Origin of the sequence: Methylobacterium sp. Leaf85 (genome assembly GCF_001422125.1) — a bacterium.
GTDB lineage: Bacteria > Pseudomonadota > Alphaproteobacteria > Rhizobiales > Beijerinckiaceae > Methylobacterium > Methylobacterium bullatum.
The window spans coordinates 132,219-148,220 of record NZ_LMME01000012.1 but is presented as its reverse complement, the minus strand read 5'-3'; the positions used below and the strand labels follow the sequence as shown (position 1 = coordinate 148,220).

18 protein-coding genes are annotated in these 16,002 nt (G+C 67.6%); 10 read left to right on the top strand and 8 right to left on the bottom strand.

All coding sequences use genetic code 11. From position 1 onward, the window contains the following. Positions 1–182 precede the first annotated feature (182 nt). On the top strand, positions 183–431 hold the full coding sequence (locus tag ASF08_RS09420; protein ID WP_244474491.1) for a porin: 249 nt from the start codon (positions 183–185) through the stop codon (positions 429–431). Between the two features lie 7 nt (positions 432–438). On the opposite strand, the gene ASF08_RS09415 is transcribed toward ASF08_RS09420, so the two are convergent. From ASF08_RS09415 to ASF08_RS09405, 3 genes are read right to left on the bottom strand one after another with little or no spacing between them, the layout of a single operon-like run. Beyond that, positions 439–927, bottom strand: coding sequence for a hypothetical protein (locus tag ASF08_RS09415; protein ID WP_056144196.1), 489 nt, complete (start codon positions 925–927; stop codon positions 439–441). After that, positions 911–1,336: a rod-binding protein gene (locus ASF08_RS09410; protein ID WP_156465606.1), complete on the bottom strand. Its 426-nt coding sequence runs from the start codon at positions 1,334–1,336 to the stop codon at positions 911–913. The genes ASF08_RS09415 and ASF08_RS09410 overlap by 17 nt, the downstream gene beginning before the upstream one ends. 37 nt (positions 1,337–1,373) lie before the next feature. Further along, positions 1,374–2,513 (bottom strand): flagellar basal body P-ring protein FlgI, encoded by a 1,140-nt coding sequence (locus tag ASF08_RS09405; protein WP_026175720.1) that lies wholly within the window; start codon positions 2,511–2,513, stop codon positions 1,374–1,376. A 281-nt stretch (positions 2,514–2,794) separates the two neighbouring features. Here ASF08_RS09405 and ASF08_RS09400 point away from each other — a divergent pair, with 281 nt between their 5' ends. Next, positions 2,795–3,226 carry a flagellar assembly protein FliX gene (locus ASF08_RS09400; protein ID WP_056144193.1) on the top strand — a complete coding sequence of 144 codons (432 nt, stop codon included), beginning with the start codon at positions 2,795–2,797 and terminating at the stop codon, positions 3,224–3,226. 37 nt (positions 3,227–3,263) lie between these two features. Here the strand turns inward: ASF08_RS09400 and ASF08_RS09395 are convergent, their stop codons facing one another. Continuing rightward, the gene (locus ASF08_RS09395) at positions 3,264–6,272 is read right to left on the bottom strand and encodes a PAS domain-containing protein (protein ID WP_056144732.1); all 3,009 of its coding nucleotides are present in this window, start codon (positions 6,270–6,272) and stop codon (positions 3,264–3,266) included. Positions 6,273–6,752: 480 nt separating this feature from the next. On the opposite strand from ASF08_RS09395, the gene dksA reads away from it, so the two are divergent. Further along, entirely contained in the window at positions 6,753–7,172 is a 420-nt protein-coding gene (gene dksA, locus ASF08_RS09390) for an RNA polymerase-binding protein DksA (RefSeq protein ID WP_018042608.1), read from the top strand. Positions 7,173–7,378: 206 nt separating this feature from the next. Continuing rightward, positions 7,379–7,555, top strand: a complete 177-nt coding sequence (locus ASF08_RS25305) for a hypothetical protein (protein WP_187273287.1) — start codon at positions 7,379–7,381, stop codon at positions 7,553–7,555. A 278-nt stretch (positions 7,556–7,833) separates the two neighbouring features. Here the strand turns inward: ASF08_RS25305 and flgH are convergent, their stop codons facing one another. The 4 genes from flgH to flgF all read right to left on the bottom strand — a co-directional run bounded on the left by flgH (position 7,834) and on the right by flgF (position 11,313). Next, positions 7,834–8,586 (bottom strand): flagellar basal body L-ring protein FlgH, encoded by a 753-nt coding sequence (flgH, locus tag ASF08_RS09385; RefSeq protein WP_056144728.1) that lies wholly within the window; start codon positions 8,584–8,586, stop codon positions 7,834–7,836. 65 nt (positions 8,587–8,651) lie between these two features. Next, positions 8,652–9,701 (bottom strand): flagellar basal body P-ring formation chaperone FlgA, encoded by a 1,050-nt coding sequence (flgA, locus tag ASF08_RS09380; RefSeq protein WP_056144190.1) that lies wholly within the window; start codon positions 9,699–9,701, stop codon positions 8,652–8,654. A 67-nt stretch (positions 9,702–9,768) separates the two neighbouring features. After that, the gene (gene flgG, locus ASF08_RS09375) at positions 9,769–10,560 is read right to left on the bottom strand and encodes a flagellar basal-body rod protein FlgG (protein WP_018042604.1); all 792 of its coding nucleotides are present in this window, start codon (positions 10,558–10,560) and stop codon (positions 9,769–9,771) included. Positions 10,561–10,572: 12 nt separating this feature from the next. Then, positions 10,573–11,313 (bottom strand): flagellar basal-body rod protein FlgF, encoded by a 741-nt coding sequence (gene flgF / locus ASF08_RS09370; protein ID WP_018042603.1) that lies wholly within the window; start codon positions 11,311–11,313, stop codon positions 10,573–10,575. Positions 11,314–11,586: 273 nt separating this feature from the next. Between flgF and fliL the strand changes: the two genes are divergently transcribed. The 6 genes from fliL to ASF08_RS09340 all read left to right on the top strand — a co-directional run bounded on the left by fliL (position 11,587) and on the right by ASF08_RS09340 (position 15,958). Beyond that, complete coding sequence (gene fliL, locus ASF08_RS09365) at positions 11,587–12,084, top strand: flagellar basal body-associated protein FliL (protein WP_056144178.1); 498 nt, start codon at positions 11,587–11,589, stop codon at positions 12,082–12,084. Positions 12,085–12,109: 25 nt separating this feature from the next. After that, complete coding sequence (fliM, locus tag ASF08_RS09360) at positions 12,110–13,327, top strand: flagellar motor switch protein FliM (protein ID WP_018042601.1); 1,218 nt, start codon at positions 12,110–12,112, stop codon at positions 13,325–13,327. A gap of 7 nt (positions 13,328–13,334) precedes the next feature. Further along, entirely contained in the window at positions 13,335–13,850 is a 516-nt protein-coding gene (locus tag ASF08_RS09355) for a DUF6468 domain-containing protein (protein WP_056144174.1), read from the top strand. Continuing rightward, positions 13,847–14,695 carry a MotE family protein gene (locus ASF08_RS09350; protein WP_244474490.1) on the top strand — a complete coding sequence of 283 codons (849 nt, stop codon included), beginning with the start codon at positions 13,847–13,849 and terminating at the stop codon, positions 14,693–14,695. The genes ASF08_RS09355 and ASF08_RS09350 overlap by 4 nt, the downstream gene beginning before the upstream one ends. Positions 14,696–14,864: 169 nt before the next feature. Further along, on the top strand, positions 14,865–15,536 hold the full coding sequence (locus ASF08_RS09345) for an invasion associated locus B family protein (RefSeq protein ID WP_156465607.1): 672 nt from the start codon (positions 14,865–14,867) through the stop codon (positions 15,534–15,536). Between the two features lie 47 nt (positions 15,537–15,583). Further along, a complete protein-coding gene (locus ASF08_RS09340) occupies positions 15,584–15,958 on the top strand; it encodes a hypothetical protein (RefSeq protein ID WP_056144167.1) in 375 nt (124 codons plus the stop codon). The last annotated feature ends 44 nt before the right edge of the window (positions 15,959–16,002 follow it).

Sequence of the window (16,002 nt, the reverse complement as noted above, 5' to 3'; positions counted from 1 at the left end):
TACCGAAAGGTTACCGTATGGCGGAGGGGAACCGGTATCGATCGTTCGCGGCCGAAAGGGTATAGCGAATTGTTCCGACGGAGCCTTGGGGAACGACACGCATGGTGAGGGCGACACTGGTCGGCAGCTTGGCTGTCTGCGTACTCACGACCCTGACGTCTCTCGCTTTTGCGCTTGAGCCGATGAGGCCGCAACTGCAGCAGGCAGCAAAGCCTTGTCCCAGGCACGGCTCGGGGTTCATTCGCATTCCCGGCTCGGAAACCTGCATCCGCATTGGCGGACGGGCAACGACGGGGCTCGACCTGCGCTCCCGCGAAGGCGACACCGCCTCCCGATCGATCGCCGGCGGCCGCCTCGCCGTCGATACCCGCACGGAGACAGGTTATGGTCCGGTTCGGACCTATGTGCGGATCGACGCGGGACAGCGTTGAAACGCTGTCAAAGGTTGCGCGACAGCACCAGGGGCTGGCTCCGACCCGCCGGTCCCTTGCCATAGGGAGACGGCGGCTGAGAGGGGCGTCCATACACGGTGGCCGTTCTCGAGCGGTTCATGTCGTCGGCCAGGGACTTGACCAGGCTTTCGGAGACCGTGCGTGCCGTTGCCAGCACGATCTGACTGGTTTCCACCACCTGGGCAAATCGCCGGTGCGCGGTTTTAAGCTCTTCGATGGATTCCGGGGCGAACCGTGCCAACGCGATGGCATTGGCTTTTGCCACTTCCAGGCTCTGCATGTAGGACGCCCCCAGGGCAGTCTTCCGCTCGGTCTGCGATAGGCCCTGGCGCAGACGCCCGACGCGAACGTGGCCTCCCTCCTCCGAGAGGATGTCCTCCAGCGTCTGCATGGTTTGCATGATGTGCGCGATCAGCGCATCTGCGCCGGCCTTGTCCGCGATGCGAAGAGATTTGGTTTCAGTTGCGGCTTGCATTTCCAGCCTCCTGCATCTTGATCATCTCGCGGTAGACCTGATCGGCGATGCCGACCCCCCCGCTCTTCGCCATTTGACCCGCATATTCCTTGGTCAGCATCGAGCGGTAAACCGCTCCGCCGGTGCCATTGTCGCCGAGGGGGCCATCAGTGCCCTCCGAGGTGGCGAGCCGCTCCAGGGTCTGCTCCAGGAACATCGTCTCGAATTCGTTGGACGCCTTACGAGCTTTGATCTCCGCCGGTGTCTTGGCCGTGGCCGCCGCTGCAAGTTTGCTATTTGCGGACGTCGACGCCGCCTTTGTCGTCTCGTCTTTGAGGCCATTACCGACCGACTTGGCGATATCGCCGACGATAGCCCGGCCGACCCCGATGGCGGCTTTGGCGGCGAGGGGTGCGAACAGCATGGTCATCGCCTCTTGGGTTGGAGGAGGAAGAGAGGAAAGTGCATCACATCACCTCGATATCGGCCTGGAGGGCGCCGGCGGCTTTGATGGCCTGGAGGATCGAGATCAGGTCGCGTGGGCCGACCCCCAGCGCGTTCAGGCCATCCACCAACTCACGCAGGGTGACACCTTCCTTGACCATGGCGAGCTTGTTGCCCTCGCCTGTATCGACCTTGACGCCGGTGCGCGGCACCACGGTAGTCGTGCCGTTGGAGAGTGGCGCAGGCTGGCTGACTTGCGGCTGCTCGGTGATGGTGACGGTCAGATTCCCCTGAGCAATGGCGACGGTGGATACGCGCACGTCGCGGCCCATGACGATGATGCCCGAGCGCTCGTCGACGACCACCCGCGCCGTCTGATCGGGCTCGATCTTCAGCTGCTCGATCTCGGTGACGAGGCGGATCATGTTGCCGTTGTACTTCGCCGGGATCTGCAGGGTGACGGTGGCCGGGTCGGTGGGTTCGGCGGTGTCGGCGCCCATGAAGTCGTTGATCGCGGCGGCGATCCGCTTCGAGGTGGTGAAGTCCGGGTTGCGCAGGGACAGGCGCAGGGAGCGCATGTCGTTCATCTTGAACGCCGTCTCCCGCTCGATCATCGCCCCGTTGGGCACGCGCCCGTTGGTGGGCACCCCGCGCGTGATCTTGGCGGCATCGCCCTCGGCCGAGAAGCCCGCGATGGCGACCGATCCCTGGGCCAGGGCGTAGACCTCGCCATCGGCGCCGAGGAGCGGCGTCACCAGCAGGGTGCCACCCTGGAGGGATTTGGCGTCGCCCAGGGACGAGACCGTGATGTCGATCCGGTTTCCCTGTGTGGCGAAGGGCGGCAGGCTCGCCGTCACCATCACGGCCGCGAGGTTCTGGGTGCGCATGGTGGCCCCCCTCGTGTTGACCCCGAGCCGCTCGAGCATCGCCTGGAGGGACTGCCGGGTGAAGGGGATGTTGTTGAGGGTATCGCCGGTGCCGTTGAGGCCGACGACGATACCGTAGCCCACCAGCTGGTTCTGCCGCACGCCTTCGATGCTCGCGAGATCCTTCACCCGGGACAGGGCGAAAGCCTGGCCGCTCAAGCCGAAGACCAGCGCCAGCAGCGCCGCGCCGCAGGTGAGGAGTGCCGATTGGAAGGTCCGGGCGGTCGCGATTGGCATGATGCGCTTTGCTGGTCGGCGGGGCATGTCGTGGACGTTGGACATGCCGGATGGTCTGCCAGGACCATGCCAACCGGCCATGTCGGTCAAGCATCTGACAAAAAACGCTTATTTTTCGAGCTGGCGTTTCCCGTACTCGGGTTGAGAACCGCTTTCCCTGCCGACCCGGCAGCTTCTGCCCGGTCGTTTACGGATGGTTAACCATCGAGGGCGGATTCTGCTGGGCGAAACGATCGTCGTGCCGATGCGCGAAGCGACGCCCTGATTTTCGGAGACGGCTCATGCGCGTCGATAACCGCCTCGTCTCCCACGCCTCGGCCTCTGCCTCGCCCGCCCTGCGTAAGACGGATGCGTCCTCTTCCTTCCTGCTTGGCGGTGACGCAGCCGCCACCACCTCTTCGGCCACCACCGCGCCGACCACCTCCCTGGCGGGGCTCGACGCGATCCTGACCCTGCAGGGTCAGGGCGAGCAGCCCGGCGAGCGCCGCCGTCGCTTCGCCAAGCGTGGCCACGACCTGCTCGACGGCCTCGACCGGCTGAAGGCTTCCCTGGTGATGGGAAGGGTCTCGACGCGTGAACTCCAAGCCATCGCGAGCCGACTCTCGGAGCGTGCCGGGTCCAGCGGCGATCCGCGCCTCGACGGGCTCATCGCCGATATCGAGCTGCGCGCAGCGGTGGAACTCGCCAAGCTCTCGGCCGCTCAAGCCACCTGACGGGGCCTGCCGTCAGAAGCGAAAGCCTTCTGGCGCTTCAGGTTTCCATCATCTCGCGGATGCGCCCGGCCAGGATTTCCACCGGAAACGGCTTGGTGATCATCTGCATGCCCGGATCGAGCTGGCCGTTGCCGAAGATGGCGTTCTCGGCATAGCCGGTAATGAACAGCACCTTCAGATTGGGGCGGGTTTCGCGGGCCTGATCGGCCAGCTGGCGACCGTTGAGGCCGGGAAGGCCGACATCGGTCACGAGCAGGTCCACACGCTCCTGGGTGAGCAGGATCTTCAGGCCGGACAGGCCGTCCGGGGCCGAGATCGCGCGGTAGCCGAGGTCTTCCAGCACATCGACGATGAGGTCGCGCACCACCCCCTCGTCTTCGACCACGAGGACCGTCTCCCCCGCGCCGAGACGGGCCGCCTCCGTGACGGTGTCCGCCGTGCCTGGCTCCGGGACCGCTTCGACGGAGCGGGGCAGGTAGAGCTTCACCGCCGTACCGTGCCCGACCTGCGAGTCGATCTTGGCATGGCCGTCCGACTGCCGGGCGAAGCCGTAGATCATCGACAGGCCGAGGCCGGTCCCCTGCCCCAGGGGCTTCGTGGTGAAGAACGGGTCGAAGGCCCGGGCGATGACGTCGGCCGGCATGCCGGTGCCGGTATCCGATACGACGATGCGGACATACGCGCCCGGCTCCACCCCCGGATGCAGTCGGGCATAGGCGCGGTCGAGTTCGGAATTGCTGGTTTCGATGCGCAGACGGCCGCCATCCGGCATGGCATCGCGGGCATTGATGGCGAGGTTGAGGATCGCGTTCTCGAGCTGGTGGGGATCGCACAGGGTCGCCCACAGCCCCTCCCCCATGACGATGTCGAGGGAGATCGTCTCGCCGATCGTCCGGCGCAGGAGGTCTTCGAGGGATGCGATCAGGGCGTTGGCATCGACCAGCTTCGGATCGAGCGGCTGGCGCCTGGCGAAGGCGAGGAGCCGGTGGGTCAGCGCGGCGGCCCGGTTGGCGGAGGACATCGCCGCCTTGGCGTAGCGTTCGATATTGTCCATCCGGCCCTGCGACAGGCGGGTCTGCATCAGGTCGAGGGAGCCGACGATCCCGGTGAGCAAATTGTTGAAATCGTGGGCGATCCCGCCCGTGAGCTGGCCCACGGCCTCCATCTTCTGGGCCTGACGCAAGGCGTCCTCGGCGAGTGCGAGGGCGGCCGCCTGCTCGCGCTCGGCCGTGGTGTTGCGGCCGCTGGCATAGACCCGTCCGTCCTCGAACGCGCCCGTCCAGGCGAACCAGCGGTAGCTGCCGTCGGCGTGGCGCAGCCGGAACTCGAAGGGGTCGGTGAGCGGTTCGGCGACGATGGCCGAGAAGGTCGCGCAGACGGCGTCGCGGTCGTCGGGATGGGCGAGATCCGCAAAGGACCGGCCGGCGAGATCGTCGGATGTCCAGCCGAGAAGGGTCGTCCAGGCGGTGTTGATCGCCGCGATCCGGCTGTCCGCTTCCGTGACCATCAGCAGATCCTGCGACAGGCGCCAGGCCCGGTCGCGCTCCTGGGTCCGCTCCTGGACTTCCTGGGTCCGGGCCTGGACCTGTTGTTCCAGCGTCTCGTTCAGGCGTCTCAGCGCATCTTCGGCGAGCGCGCGGTCGGTGACGTCGTGCCCCTCGGCGAAGATGCCGGTGACGCTGCCGTCGGCCTCCGTGATCGGCTGATAGACGAGGTTGAGGATGCGCTGTTCGAGGCCGCCATCTTGTCCGGCCTGGATCGTCACCGGCATGTTCCGGCCGATGAAGGGCCTGCCCGTCGCGTAGACCTCGTCGAGAAGCTCGAAGAAGCCTTGTCCCTCGACCTCCGGCAACGCCTCGCGGACGCCGATCCCGATGATGTCGCGATGCCCGACGAGCTGGAGATAGGCCTCGTTGGTGTACTCGAACACGTGCGAGGGTCCGCTCAGGACGCACATGAAGCCGGGTGCGTCCTGGAACAGGGTGCGCATGCGGTCGCGCTCCGCCGTCCTCTGCCGGACTTCCGAGAGGAGGGCCTCGTTGGCCTGCCTCAGGGCTTCGGCCGCCTCCTGACGCATGCGAACGGCTTCGGCGAGGACAGCGTTGCGCTCGCGCTCGGCCTCATAGGCCGAGACGCTGGCGAGGCTCGACGAGATCTGTCCGGCCAAGAGTTTGAGAAAGCTCAGGTAATCGGCATCGATGGGCCGGTGCGGGTTCAGCCCCACCGTGACGATGCCCAGCGGCGCGCTTCCACCCTGTCCGACCAGGGGCAGGCTCACCGCCTGCGCGGGTGGCCTCGCCCAGTCGCCGGTCGGCCAGTTCTGGGCCGGATCGAGATCGACGATCGTCTCGTGTCCCGAGCCGTCGAGCAAGTCCGCGAGGGGGCCGGCGGGATCGATGACCTCCGGCAGGGCGGCATGGTCCGCCGACATCCCGGTGGCGGCGGCGAGACGGGCGAGGCTGCCCCCGTCGTAGAGATGGATGGCACTGAAGGGCAGATCGCGACGGGCCTCGCCGAGGCTGGCCTCCACCGCCCGCAGGACGTCGGAGCGGCTTTCCGCCCGAGCGAGACTCTCGCCGAGGAGACGCAGGATTCCGAGGCGCCGTTCGCTGATGACGCGGTTCGTCTCTTCGCTGACCGCGCAGAACAGGCCACCCACCGTTCCGTCGTCGGCGAGGACCGGGCTGTAGGAAAAAGTGTGATAGGTTTCCTCGGGATAGCCGTTGCGCTCAAGGAGCAGCAGCAGCCCGCGATCCCAGGTCGCCTCGCCGTCCTCGTAGACGCTGCGGATGCGCGCCTCGATGTCGTCCCAGATCTCGGCCCAGAGGATCTTGGTGGGTTTCGCGAGGGATTCCGGGTGCTTGAGGCCGAGCGTCGGGCGATAGGCGTCGTTGTAGAAAAACGCGATCTCCGGCCCCCAGCCGAGCCACATCTCGAACCGCGAGGTCAGGAGGATGCGCAGGGCGACCTTCAGCGCCTCGGGCCAGCGTTCCGGCGGCCCAAGGGGGGTCTGGGACCAGTCCTTGGCCCGCATCAGGGCCGCCATCTCGCTCGAGCCGACGAAGATGTCCGAATGTCCGGCGATGGGCTTCGGCAAAGTTCGGCTTTCCGGCACTCTCAGGGCCTCGGTTTCGCGCGGCGGGCGAGATCACGCGGCCGGTCCGGGGACCGACGTGAAACGACCCTATAGGTTACGGCGCACCGGCCGCAAACCGGCCTCTCCCAATCGTCCGATGGTATTCGCGAAGGGGGCGGGCCACCGCCATCCGACGGGTTTTCGACCGCCATGCGACGGGGCTTCGCACCGCCATCCGGCCTGGTTTCCGCCCGAAGGCCAAGCGCGGCGCGTTCGTCTCGGGGTGTCGCCTGGCGGATGCACCCGTTGCGTGTTTGTCGCAGGGGGCACGCAACACCGAATCCGAGGGGGGTAGGACCAACGGGTGCGTTGTAGTGTCGGGCGCCCTCAAGTATAGGCACGCGAAACATCGCCGCGTACCGGCTGTGACGGACTTGCGAAGGGGCGAGGATGGCGACAGTCAAGATCGACGACGGTTACGTGCCGTCCGAGGACGAGCCGTTCATGAACGAGCGGCAACGTGAGTATTTCCGCCGTAAGCTGGTGGGATGGAAAGCCGACATTCTGCGCGAAGCGCAGGATACGCTCGTGGCACTTCAGACCGAAAACGAGAATCATCCGGATCTGGCCGACCGGGCCTCGTCGGAGACCGACCGGGCGATCGAGTTGCGGGCCCGCGACCGCCAGCGCAAGCTCACCGGCAAGATCGACGCGGCATTGGCCCGGATCGAGGACAGGAGCTACGGATATTGCGAGGAGACCGGCGAGCCGATCTCCCTGAAGCGCCTCGACGCCCGTCCCATCGCAACCTTGTCGCTGGAGGCGCAGGAGCGCCACGAGCGGCGCGAGCGCGTCTATCGCGACGAGTAGCGTCGATGGTGTAGCCCATCGAACGGACCTGTCGCGACCGCCGGTGGTCGTGACAGGTTTCGGCGGTCGCCCCTGAAGTTCTAGATCCTGAATACCTCGCCGAGCATTCAACAGAAGCTTGGCCTTAAACGATAATTGCTCGCCCGGAACCTTCGTCCTGTTGTCACGATTACTGATACGACGTCGCGTCGATCAAGGATCCCGACATGGACAATGAAGTTCTGATCCTCGTGCTTGCCCTCGCAACCTTCGCGCTCGTCGTCGGGGTGGCGTTGTGGCAGCGCGCCCGCGTCGCCAAGCTGAAGAACGACCCCGAACGCTCGGCCTTCGTCGACAATCACGGAACCGCACCGCGCCCCAACCGGCCCGGTACCGAGCATTGACCGGGACGGTCCCTCTGGGCTGGTCGACGGGATTTATTCACGCACCGTCGTCGATCTTGCGGGCCGCGCGCGTTCCCTAGCTCGGAAGGCACCGGGTCCACGCCTCTCTTCGACGGCCGTTCCTCTATCCAAGACGGTTCGACCTGAGACGCCGCGCGCTCCCTCTCCTTCCAAGAGAGGGGACCCGTGCTGCCCGCGAGATCTGTGACTATCGTAGCCCAGCATGTGCAGGTTCCACGACGCAGAACCCAAGACCGTCCGGGCGAACTGGCTCAGCCTCAGAACGGCAGCAGGATGTCGACGAGCTGCTGGCCGTAGCGGGGCTGCTGCACGTCGGTGATCTGGCCGCGGCCGCCATAGGCGATGCGGGCCTGGGCGATCTTGGAGGAATCGATCGTGTTGTCGGATTCGATATCCTCCGGCCGCACCACGCCGGCGACGATGAGTTCGCGCACCTCGAAGTTGATGCGGATTTCCTGCTTGCCCTCCACCACGAGGTTCCCGTTGGGCAGGACCTGATTGACGATGGCGGCGATGTTGGTCGTCACCGTCTCGTTGCGCTGGACCGAGCCCGAACCATCGCTCGACGAGGTCGACGTCCCGGCGAGGAGCTTGTCCGGGCTGATCCCGGCGGCGGCCACGGCAGCGCTGCTCTCCAGGCCGAACGCGTTGGGGAGCCCCATGCCTTCCGCGTTGGAGCGGGAGCGCTTCGTCTCGTTGTTCAGGTTGGCCCTGTCGGTGACGTTGACCTTGATCGTCACGAGGTCGCCGATCCGGGCGGCGCGCTGATCCTTGAAGAAGGCGCGCGATCCCGTCCGCCACAGCGAATTGGGTGCGTAGGAGACGGGCTGCACGTCCGGCATGGGCAGGCGCACCGGGCGGTAGCCCGGCTGCGAGGTCGGATCCTCGATGGAGGAGAGCGCCGGGGTGGCGCCGACCTGCGAGAGCCGGTCCACCGTGTTGCAGGCGCCCAGGGCCGAGCAGGCCAGCAGGATCGCCGCGAGGGAGAGCGGCGTCTTGATGAGGGGCATGGAACGGACGGTCATGGAGCGGTTGGTCATGGGAGCCAGCTTTTCTCGTGAGGATCGGGGCGGTGTCAGCGGCCGGCGTCGAACGCCGCACTGGCCTGGCGGCCGATGCTGGCGGAGGAGCTGACCGAGACGCGGCCGGGGCCGATCACGGTGGCGGCGAGGGTCTTCTTGGAAACGGGATTGGTGACGGTGATCGCCGCGCCCAGACGTCCGTTCTCGTTGGCCTGTCCGCGCAGGGAGAGGTTGAGGCCGGGCGAATCGAACACGATGGTCACGGCCTCGCCGCGCTGGACGAGATCCGCCTGAGCGATGTCACCGGAGCGGAGGATGGAGCCGGCGCTCAGGCTGCGCTGGGCGATCTGACCGACGGCGACCACCGACCCGGCCTGGGCATCCGGGGGCGTCGCCTCGCGGGGGCGGCGCTCGACGGTGACGTCGCCGGCCGTCACGGTGTCGCCGCGGTTGAGCGTGCGGGAGAGGATCTGGACCTCGCGGATTTCCTGCACCAACCCGGCGACGCGCAGGGAGGCCTGGCGCTCGCCCAGGGTGATGAGGGCGGCGACCCGCTTCAGGCGCGGATCGTAGGTGACGTCGAGGGCCGCCGCCTGCCCGTCGAGGTCGAGGGGCGCCAGCAGGACGGTGTTCTCGCCGTCGAGGCGCAGGGCGAGGTTGCGCGGGTCGAGGCCGTAGGCCGTCTCCAGCACGCGCTTGATCGCCGCCTCGATCTCCGTGGGGCCGACACGCCGGGCGGCACGCTGCACCGAGACCTGGTTCCGGCCGCCGGTCTCGATCTCGCCGAGGCCGAGGGGGGCCACCGCATCGGCGATGCGGCGGGCCTGGATCGTCCCCGACGCGCCGAGCGCCGGGGCGCGGAACAGCGGGCGCCGCGCCAGATCCGCCGGCGCCCCTTCCACCAGATCGCCCAGCGTCAGGATATCGCCGCGCGCGGTGACGTCGCCGCGCAGGCGCAGTCGCTGGCCGGGCTCCTCGGCGAGAACCTGGACCGTCATGAAGCCGAGGGCCGCGAGCGCGAGGAACGTGCGCACGACGATGCCGGGCGTGAGCGTGCCGACGCGGCGCGGCTGGGCGGTGGGGATCTGTCTCAGGGCGAACATGGCGCGACGCTTTCGGAGGCGGGCTGAAACGGAGAGGCGAAGCGGGAACGTCAGGCCGGACGAACCGTCAGGCGCGGAACATCTGCGAGGTCGTGGAGAGCATCTGGTCGGCCGCCGTGACGACCTTCGAATTCATCTCGTAGGCACGCTGCGCCGCGATCAGCGACGAGATCTCTGTGACGGCGTTGACGTTCGCCTCTTCGAGATAGCTCTGCTGCAGGTTGCCGAAGCCCTCCGAGCCCGGCAGGCCGTTGATGGCGGGGCCGGAGGCGGCGGTCTCGACGAACAGGTTGTCGCCGATGGATTCGAGGCCGACCTTGTTCACGAAGCGGGCGAGCTGGAACTGGCCGAGATTCTGCGGCGCGGTCTGCCCCGGCACCGTCGCCTGGATCGAGCCCTGCGCGCTGATCGTGACGCTGGTGGCGTTGTTGGGCACCGTGATGCCCGGATCCACGAGATAGCCATCGCGGGTGACGAGCTGGCCCTGGGCCGAGAGGTCGAACGACCCGTCGCGGCTATAGGCGGTGCGGCCGTCGGGCATGGTCACCCGGAACAGGCCCTCGCCGCGGATGGCGACGTCGTATTCCTTCTCCGTCGAGGCGAGCGGCCCCTGCGACATCGTCCGGGCGGTGGAGGTCGTCTTCACGCCCGACCCGAGGGCGAGGCCGGCGGGAAGCTGCGTGTTCTGGTCCGAGGTGGACGAGCCGGCCCGGCGCAGGTTCTGGTAGAGCAGGTCCTGGAAATGGGCCGTCTGCCGCTTGTAGCCGGTGGTGCGCAGGTTCGCGATGTTGTTCGAGATGACCTGGACGTTGAGTTCCTGGGCCGCCATGCCCGTGGCGGCTGCGTAGAGGGCGCGCATCGCCTGGGTTCCTTACGCGACGTCGGCGAGGCGGCGGATCGCCGTGCCCCGCAACTCGTCCAGGCGCGAGATCACGCCCGAGACCATGGTGTAGGTGCGGTTCACGTCCATCAGCCGGGTCATCTCGATGACCGGCTTGACGTTGGAGCGTTCGAGGGCACCCGATTCGAGGCGGCCGTTGATGCCGGCGGCCACCGGAGCCGCCGCCGACCCGTAGAGGTTGGCGCCCTCGTTGGTGAGCGCCTGCGGGTTGGCGAAGGTCACCATCCGCACGCGACCGCGGATGCCGAGATTGGTGGAGACCGTGCCGTCCGGCCCGATGGAGAGGCCGGTCTCCTGGGCGTTGATCTGGATCGGGCCGCCCTCGCCCTGCACGGCGTAGCCGTCGCTGGTGACGAGATTGCCCTGGGGGTCGGTCTCGAACGCGCCGTTGCGGGTGTAGCGGTCGCCGTTCGGGGTGCGGACCACGAGGAAGGCCTCGCCGCGCACCGCGACGTGGAGCGGATTGCCCGTCTGCTCGATCGGTCCCTGGGCGAGGTCGAGGGCCGTGCCCTGGTCGATGACGTAGGAGACGCGCCGGTCTGGCCGATGGAACGAGTCGGCGCTCGCCACCGGCATCAGGTATTCCTGGAACCGCGAGCTGCGGCCCTTGAAGCCCGTGGTGGAGACGTTCGCCATGTTGTTGGCGATCACGTCGAGCTCACGCTGCAGGGCGACCTGACTGGAGACTCCGACAAACAGCGCGTTCTGCATGGATCGAATAAGCCTTGGGCTGCGGCGACGTTAAGGTTACCCGCACGGCCCGTGCCATCTCCAAAAAATCTAAAAAGATCAGTGAAATCAATATTTTGTGGCGAAGAGAGGCCGGTCGCATCGTCCTCCCGCCGCATCCCCGCGGCAAGAACCACCCGGCAGGTTTTGCCGCCTTAACGAGACGTTAACCGTAACCTTGGATACATCCCTCCACGGGGTCGCGGGGGCTCAGCGCCGGTCGCACCCTGGGACGAGATTCGATGGGGGCGATCCATGGCCAAGAAGCCCAAGACGGCCCCCGCCGCGGACGGGGAGGACGCCGGAGGCGAAGCCCCTAAAGGCGGGAAGAAGAAGATCATCATGATCGGCGCGGCGGTGCTGGTGCTGGCCGGCGGCGGCGGGTTCTTCATGATGAAGAAGAAGGGCGGCGACGATCACGCCGCCGTGGAGGTGAAGAAGCCCCTGGTCTTCCTCGAAGTGCGCGAGATGGTGGTCAACCTCGCCAACGAGCCCGGCCAGGACAAGCCGCGCACGGCCAAGGTCAAGGTATCCCTCGAACTCAAGGACGCCAAGGTGGAGGGCGAGGTGAAGCCGCTGATGCCGCGCATCGAGGACACCTTCCAGGTCTACATGCGCGAGTTGCGCCCGAGCGACCTCGCCGGCTCGGCCGGATTGTACCGGCTCCGCGAGGAACTGCTCCGGCGGGTCAATGTCGCGATCCATCCGGCACGGGCCGAGGCCGTGCTCTTCAAGGACGTGATCGTCCAGTAACCCCCCCATCGGTGTCGAGACGGTCATGGCAGGTCCCGAAGACGAGGTCGAAGAGGACGATTGGGCAGCCGCCCTGATCGCGCAGAACGCCGAAGGCGGCGAGACCTCGCTGGCCGACGAGTGGGGCGCGGCACTGGCCGAGCAGGGCACGAGCACGCATGCGAGCGACGTCGCCGCCGAATGGGCGACGATGATCGAGGACGGGGAGACCGACAATCTCCCCGAACTCGCCGGCAACGACCGCATCCTGAACCAGGACGAGATCGACGGCGTCCTCGGCTTCTCCTTGCGCGAATTGTCGGCCTCGGGCGCCGGCGGTGTCCGCGCCATCGTGGATTCGGGCGTCGTCCAGTACGAACGCCTGCCGATGCTGGAAATCGTCTTCGACCGGATGATCCGGTTGTTGTCGACCAGCCTGCGCAACTTCTTCCAGGACAACGTCGAGGTCACCCTCGACAACATCACCTCGGTCCGCTTCGGCGATTATCTCAACGCCATTCCGCTGCCGACCCTGCTCGGGGTCTTCCGGGCCGATGCCTGGGAGAATTCCGGCCTCGTCACCGTGGAATCGAACCTGGCCTACTCGACCCTCGACCTGCTGCTGGGCGGAAAGCGCGGCGGCTCGGCGACCCGGCTCGACGGGCGTCCGTTCACGACCATCGAGATGCAGCTGGTGCGGCGCCTCGTGGAGATCATCCTCAGCGATCTAGAACTCTCGTTCCAGCCGCTCTCCCCGGTGCGCTTCGGCATCGACCGGATCGAGACCAACCCGCGCTTCGCCACGATCACCCGGCCGGCCAACGCCGCCATCCTGATCACCCTGAAGCTCGACATGGACGGCCGCGGCGGCCAGCTCCAGATCCTGTTTCCCTACGCCACCATCGAGCCGATCCGTGAACTGCTCATGCAGAGCTTCATGGGCGAGAAGCTCGGCCGCGACCACACCTGGGAAAGCCACCTCGCCACCGAGATCTGGCAGGCCGACGCCACCATGGAGGCGGTCCTCCACGAGATGATGCTGCCTCTGAAGAAGGTGCTGTCACTGAAGGTCGGCGACACGCTGATGTTCGACACCAAGCCCACCGACCTCGTCAACGTCCGCTGCGGTGACTGGGCCCTGACGCAGGGCCGCATCGGCCGTGTCGACGACAACATCTCGGTGCAACTCACGCGGCCGCTCCGGCGCTCGCGCACCACGTTCCAGGCCTTCGAGGCCTCCATGAACAACCGCAACGACGGGTGACCCGCGCATGAGCCTCCTCGTCACCCTCGCCGCCGACGTCCTCGTCGCCATCCTCCTCGTGGCCAGCATCGTCTCGTCCGTGCGCCTCAGCCGGCGCATCACCCGGATGAAGGCCGACGAGGCGGCCCTGCGCCAGACCATCGGCGATCTCGTGGTGGCGAGCTCGACCGCCGAGCGGGCGATCATCGGCCTGCGCGCCACCCTCGACGAGTGCGACCGGACCCTGGCCGACCGCCTCGGCACGGCGGAGCGCTACGCCGCCGACCTCTCCGCCCACGTCCAGGCCGGCGAGACCGTGATCGCCCGCATCTCCGCCATCGTCTCCCATTCGCAGCCCTCGCGGGTGGCCGTGGTGCCCCCCGTCGAGATCCGCCCCTCCGAGATCCGCGCCGCGCCGGTGGAGGCCGGGGACGCGAAGGCCGCGCCGTCGAGCCCCAACGGTGAGCGCCTCGGCGCCGCCGCCGCCGCCGCCCTCGCCATGTCCGAGCGGGCGCTCGGCCGCCTGCGGAGCCGCGCCGCATGACGACGCCCCGCTCCCTCGTCCGCGCGGGACAGACCCGCCTGGGAAAACTCCGCACCGGCCGGCAAGGTGCAGCACAGGCGCGTCCCTACAAGCTGCGGCTGATCGATGCGGTGACGCTGGCGGCCGTGGGCCTCCTCGTGCTCAAGCTCGGCGCCATCGCCGTCGACGATCTGGGGCCGAGCCCGGCCTCGGCCGACGCGCAGCTGCCGGAGTTCGCGCGGGTCCTCGCCAAGGCCCGGACCAATTACGAACTGCCGGACCCGCAGACCACCGGGTCCGTGACGCCCAAGGAACCGGAAAAGCCCGCGGCCGAACCGGAGCCGCCCGCGCCGCGCCCCCCGCCTCCCCCGGAGCCGATGCCGGCCAGCGAGCGCGCCATCCTCGAAAAGCTCTCGGCCCGGCGCGACGCCCTCAAGCAGCGCGACGAGACCCTGAGCCTGCGCGAGCAGATGCTCGGAACCGCCGAGCGCAAGCTCGAAGAGGGCGTCAAGGATCTCAAGCGCAACGAGGACAGGCCCGACGGCGCCGCCGCGCAGCAGGCCGATGCCGAGAGGATGGGCCTGAAGAACATCGTCACCATGTACGAGACGATGAAGCCGAAGGACGCCGCCCGCGTCTTCGATCGCCTCTCCCTCGACGTGCTGGTGCCCATCGTCCTGGCGATGAATCCGCGCAAGATGGCCGACGTGCTGGCGCTGATGCAGTCGGAACCCGCCGAGAAGCTCACCGTGGCGCTCGCCAACCGCGCGCGCGGCCAGACGCCGACGCAGCAGCCCGTCGTCATGGGGCTCGGCCCCAACGAGCTGCCGGCCATCGACCAGGGCGGCCAGGACAGGCGTCGCTGACCCGGACGGTCGAGCGGGGTAGACGGGGCTCGCGGGCAAATTCGGCAAGGACGGCCGGGTCGGATTGCCGGTGGGCGACGAATCGCGATGCCGGCGGGTCCATTGCGCTCGCGGGCCGGGAGGGCTAGGCGGCAGGTCTGATTTCGTTCGAATGCCGGATGCCCGCTCGATGCGTTGGAGACATGTTTTGCCCGTGGTCGGCGTGATGTCGTTCGCCGCGATCACCGCCTGGAACGGTGCTTCGGCGCAGGAGGCCGCGCCGGAGCAGGACGCACCGGCCGCCTCCGACGCGCCGGCGAAGCCCAAACCCAAGCCGAAGCCGAAGCCCGCGCCGAAAGCCCCCGCCCCGGTCGCCGCTGCGCCCGCCGCCGTAGCCCCGGCCAAGGCGATCTGGCCGGAAGGCGCCAGTGCGCTGAGCGAGAGCTATGGCGATTGGAGCATCAATTGCTCCCGCGAGAACCAGGTTTCGATCTGCTCGGTGGTGCAGGCCCAGGGCTCGAAGCGCGAGAACCGCCGCGAATTCGCCATCGAGTTGAAGCCGCCCGCGAACGATCGCACCGATGGGCTGATCCTGATGCCGTTCGGGTTCCAGATCGAGGCCGGGTTGAGCTTCAAGATCGACGACGCGGTTCTCGGCAAGGGCGCGCCCTATTACACCTGCAGCTCGGAAGGCTGCCTCGTGCCGGTGAGCCTGCCGACCCTGGCCACCGACACGATGAAGACCGCCAAGAACCTGCTCATCCTCGCCCCGAAGCAGGACGCCACCGAACCCACGACGATCACCGTGCCGCTCAACGGCTTCGGTGCCGCCCTCGCGAGGGCCAGCGCACTCTCGCACTGACGGCAAACAGTCGGGCGACGGGACAGACAGGTAGGAACACGCCACCCATGAAGCAGATCGTGCTCGCCTCGCTCCTGTTGGGGACCCTGACGGCTCCCCTCGCCGCCCAGCCCGCGCCGGATGCGCCCCCGCCGCCGGACACCAAGGAGGAGCGGCAGAAGAACACCGCCGCCAAGCTCGCCGGGCTGCTCCAGTTCGTCTCGGCCTCCTGCCCCGAATCGAAGCCGAACTACGAGACGTTCAAGACGGTGGTGCGCGGCCTCGGCATCGAGCCGGACGCCCTGGCGGGCGGCGAGCTGATCCTGCGGGTCAAAGCCTATGCCGATGTCTACGGCAAGGATGTGCCGGCCAATTGCGCCAAGGCCGTCGCCAATTTCGGCGAGACCGGCACGATCATTCCGGGGCTCGTCGTCAAGAAATGACGGGGTCGGGTGGTCTCCCGATCCAACCGCCGGACTGAGTGCTC

Coding starts and splice junctions, on each gene's coding strand:
- ASF08_RS09400 (WP_056144193.1), top strand. CDS start 2,795: ATGCGCGTCGATAACCGCCTCGTCTCCCACGCCTCGGCCTCTGCCTCG.
- dksA (WP_018042608.1), top strand. CDS start 6,753: ATGGCGACAGTCAAGATCGACGACGGTTACGTGCCGTCCGAGGACGAG.
- ASF08_RS09415 (WP_056144196.1), bottom strand. CDS start 927: ATGCAAGCCGCAACTGAAACCAAATCTCTTCGCATCGCGGACAAGGCC.
- ASF08_RS09350 (WP_244474490.1), top strand. CDS start 13,847: ATGACGACGCCCCGCTCCCTCGTCCGCGCGGGACAGACCCGCCTGGGA.
- ASF08_RS09395 (WP_056144732.1), bottom strand. CDS start 6,272: ATGGCGGCCCTGATGCGGGCCAAGGACTGGTCCCAGACCCCCCTTGGG.
- ASF08_RS09345 (WP_156465607.1), top strand. CDS start 14,865: ATGCGTTGGAGACATGTTTTGCCCGTGGTCGGCGTGATGTCGTTCGCC.
- flgA (WP_056144190.1), bottom strand. CDS start 9,701: ATGTTCGCCCTGAGACAGATCCCCACCGCCCAGCCGCGCCGCGTCGGC.
- ASF08_RS09405 (WP_026175720.1), bottom strand. CDS start 2,513: ATGCCAATCGCGACCGCCCGGACCTTCCAATCGGCACTCCTCACCTGC.
- fliL (WP_056144178.1), top strand. CDS start 11,587: ATGGCCAAGAAGCCCAAGACGGCCCCCGCCGCGGACGGGGAGGACGCC.
- flgF (WP_018042603.1), bottom strand. CDS start 11,313: ATGCAGAACGCGCTGTTTGTCGGAGTCTCCAGTCAGGTCGCCCTGCAG.
- ASF08_RS09340 (WP_056144167.1), top strand. CDS start 15,584: ATGAAGCAGATCGTGCTCGCCTCGCTCCTGTTGGGGACCCTGACGGCT.
- flgG (WP_018042604.1), bottom strand. CDS start 10,560: ATGCGCGCCCTCTACGCAGCCGCCACGGGCATGGCGGCCCAGGAACTC.
- ASF08_RS09410 (WP_156465606.1), bottom strand. CDS start 1,336: ATGACCATGCTGTTCGCACCCCTCGCCGCCAAAGCCGCCATCGGGGTC.
- ASF08_RS09420 (WP_244474491.1), top strand. CDS start 183: ATGAGGCCGCAACTGCAGCAGGCAGCAAAGCCTTGTCCCAGGCACGGC.
- ASF08_RS25305 (WP_187273287.1), top strand. CDS start 7,379: ATGGACAATGAAGTTCTGATCCTCGTGCTTGCCCTCGCAACCTTCGCG.
- ASF08_RS09355 (WP_056144174.1), top strand. CDS start 13,335: ATGAGCCTCCTCGTCACCCTCGCCGCCGACGTCCTCGTCGCCATCCTC.
- fliM (WP_018042601.1), top strand. CDS start 12,110: ATGGCAGGTCCCGAAGACGAGGTCGAAGAGGACGATTGGGCAGCCGCC.
- flgH (WP_056144728.1), bottom strand. CDS start 8,586: ATGCCCCTCATCAAGACGCCGCTCTCCCTCGCGGCGATCCTGCTGGCC.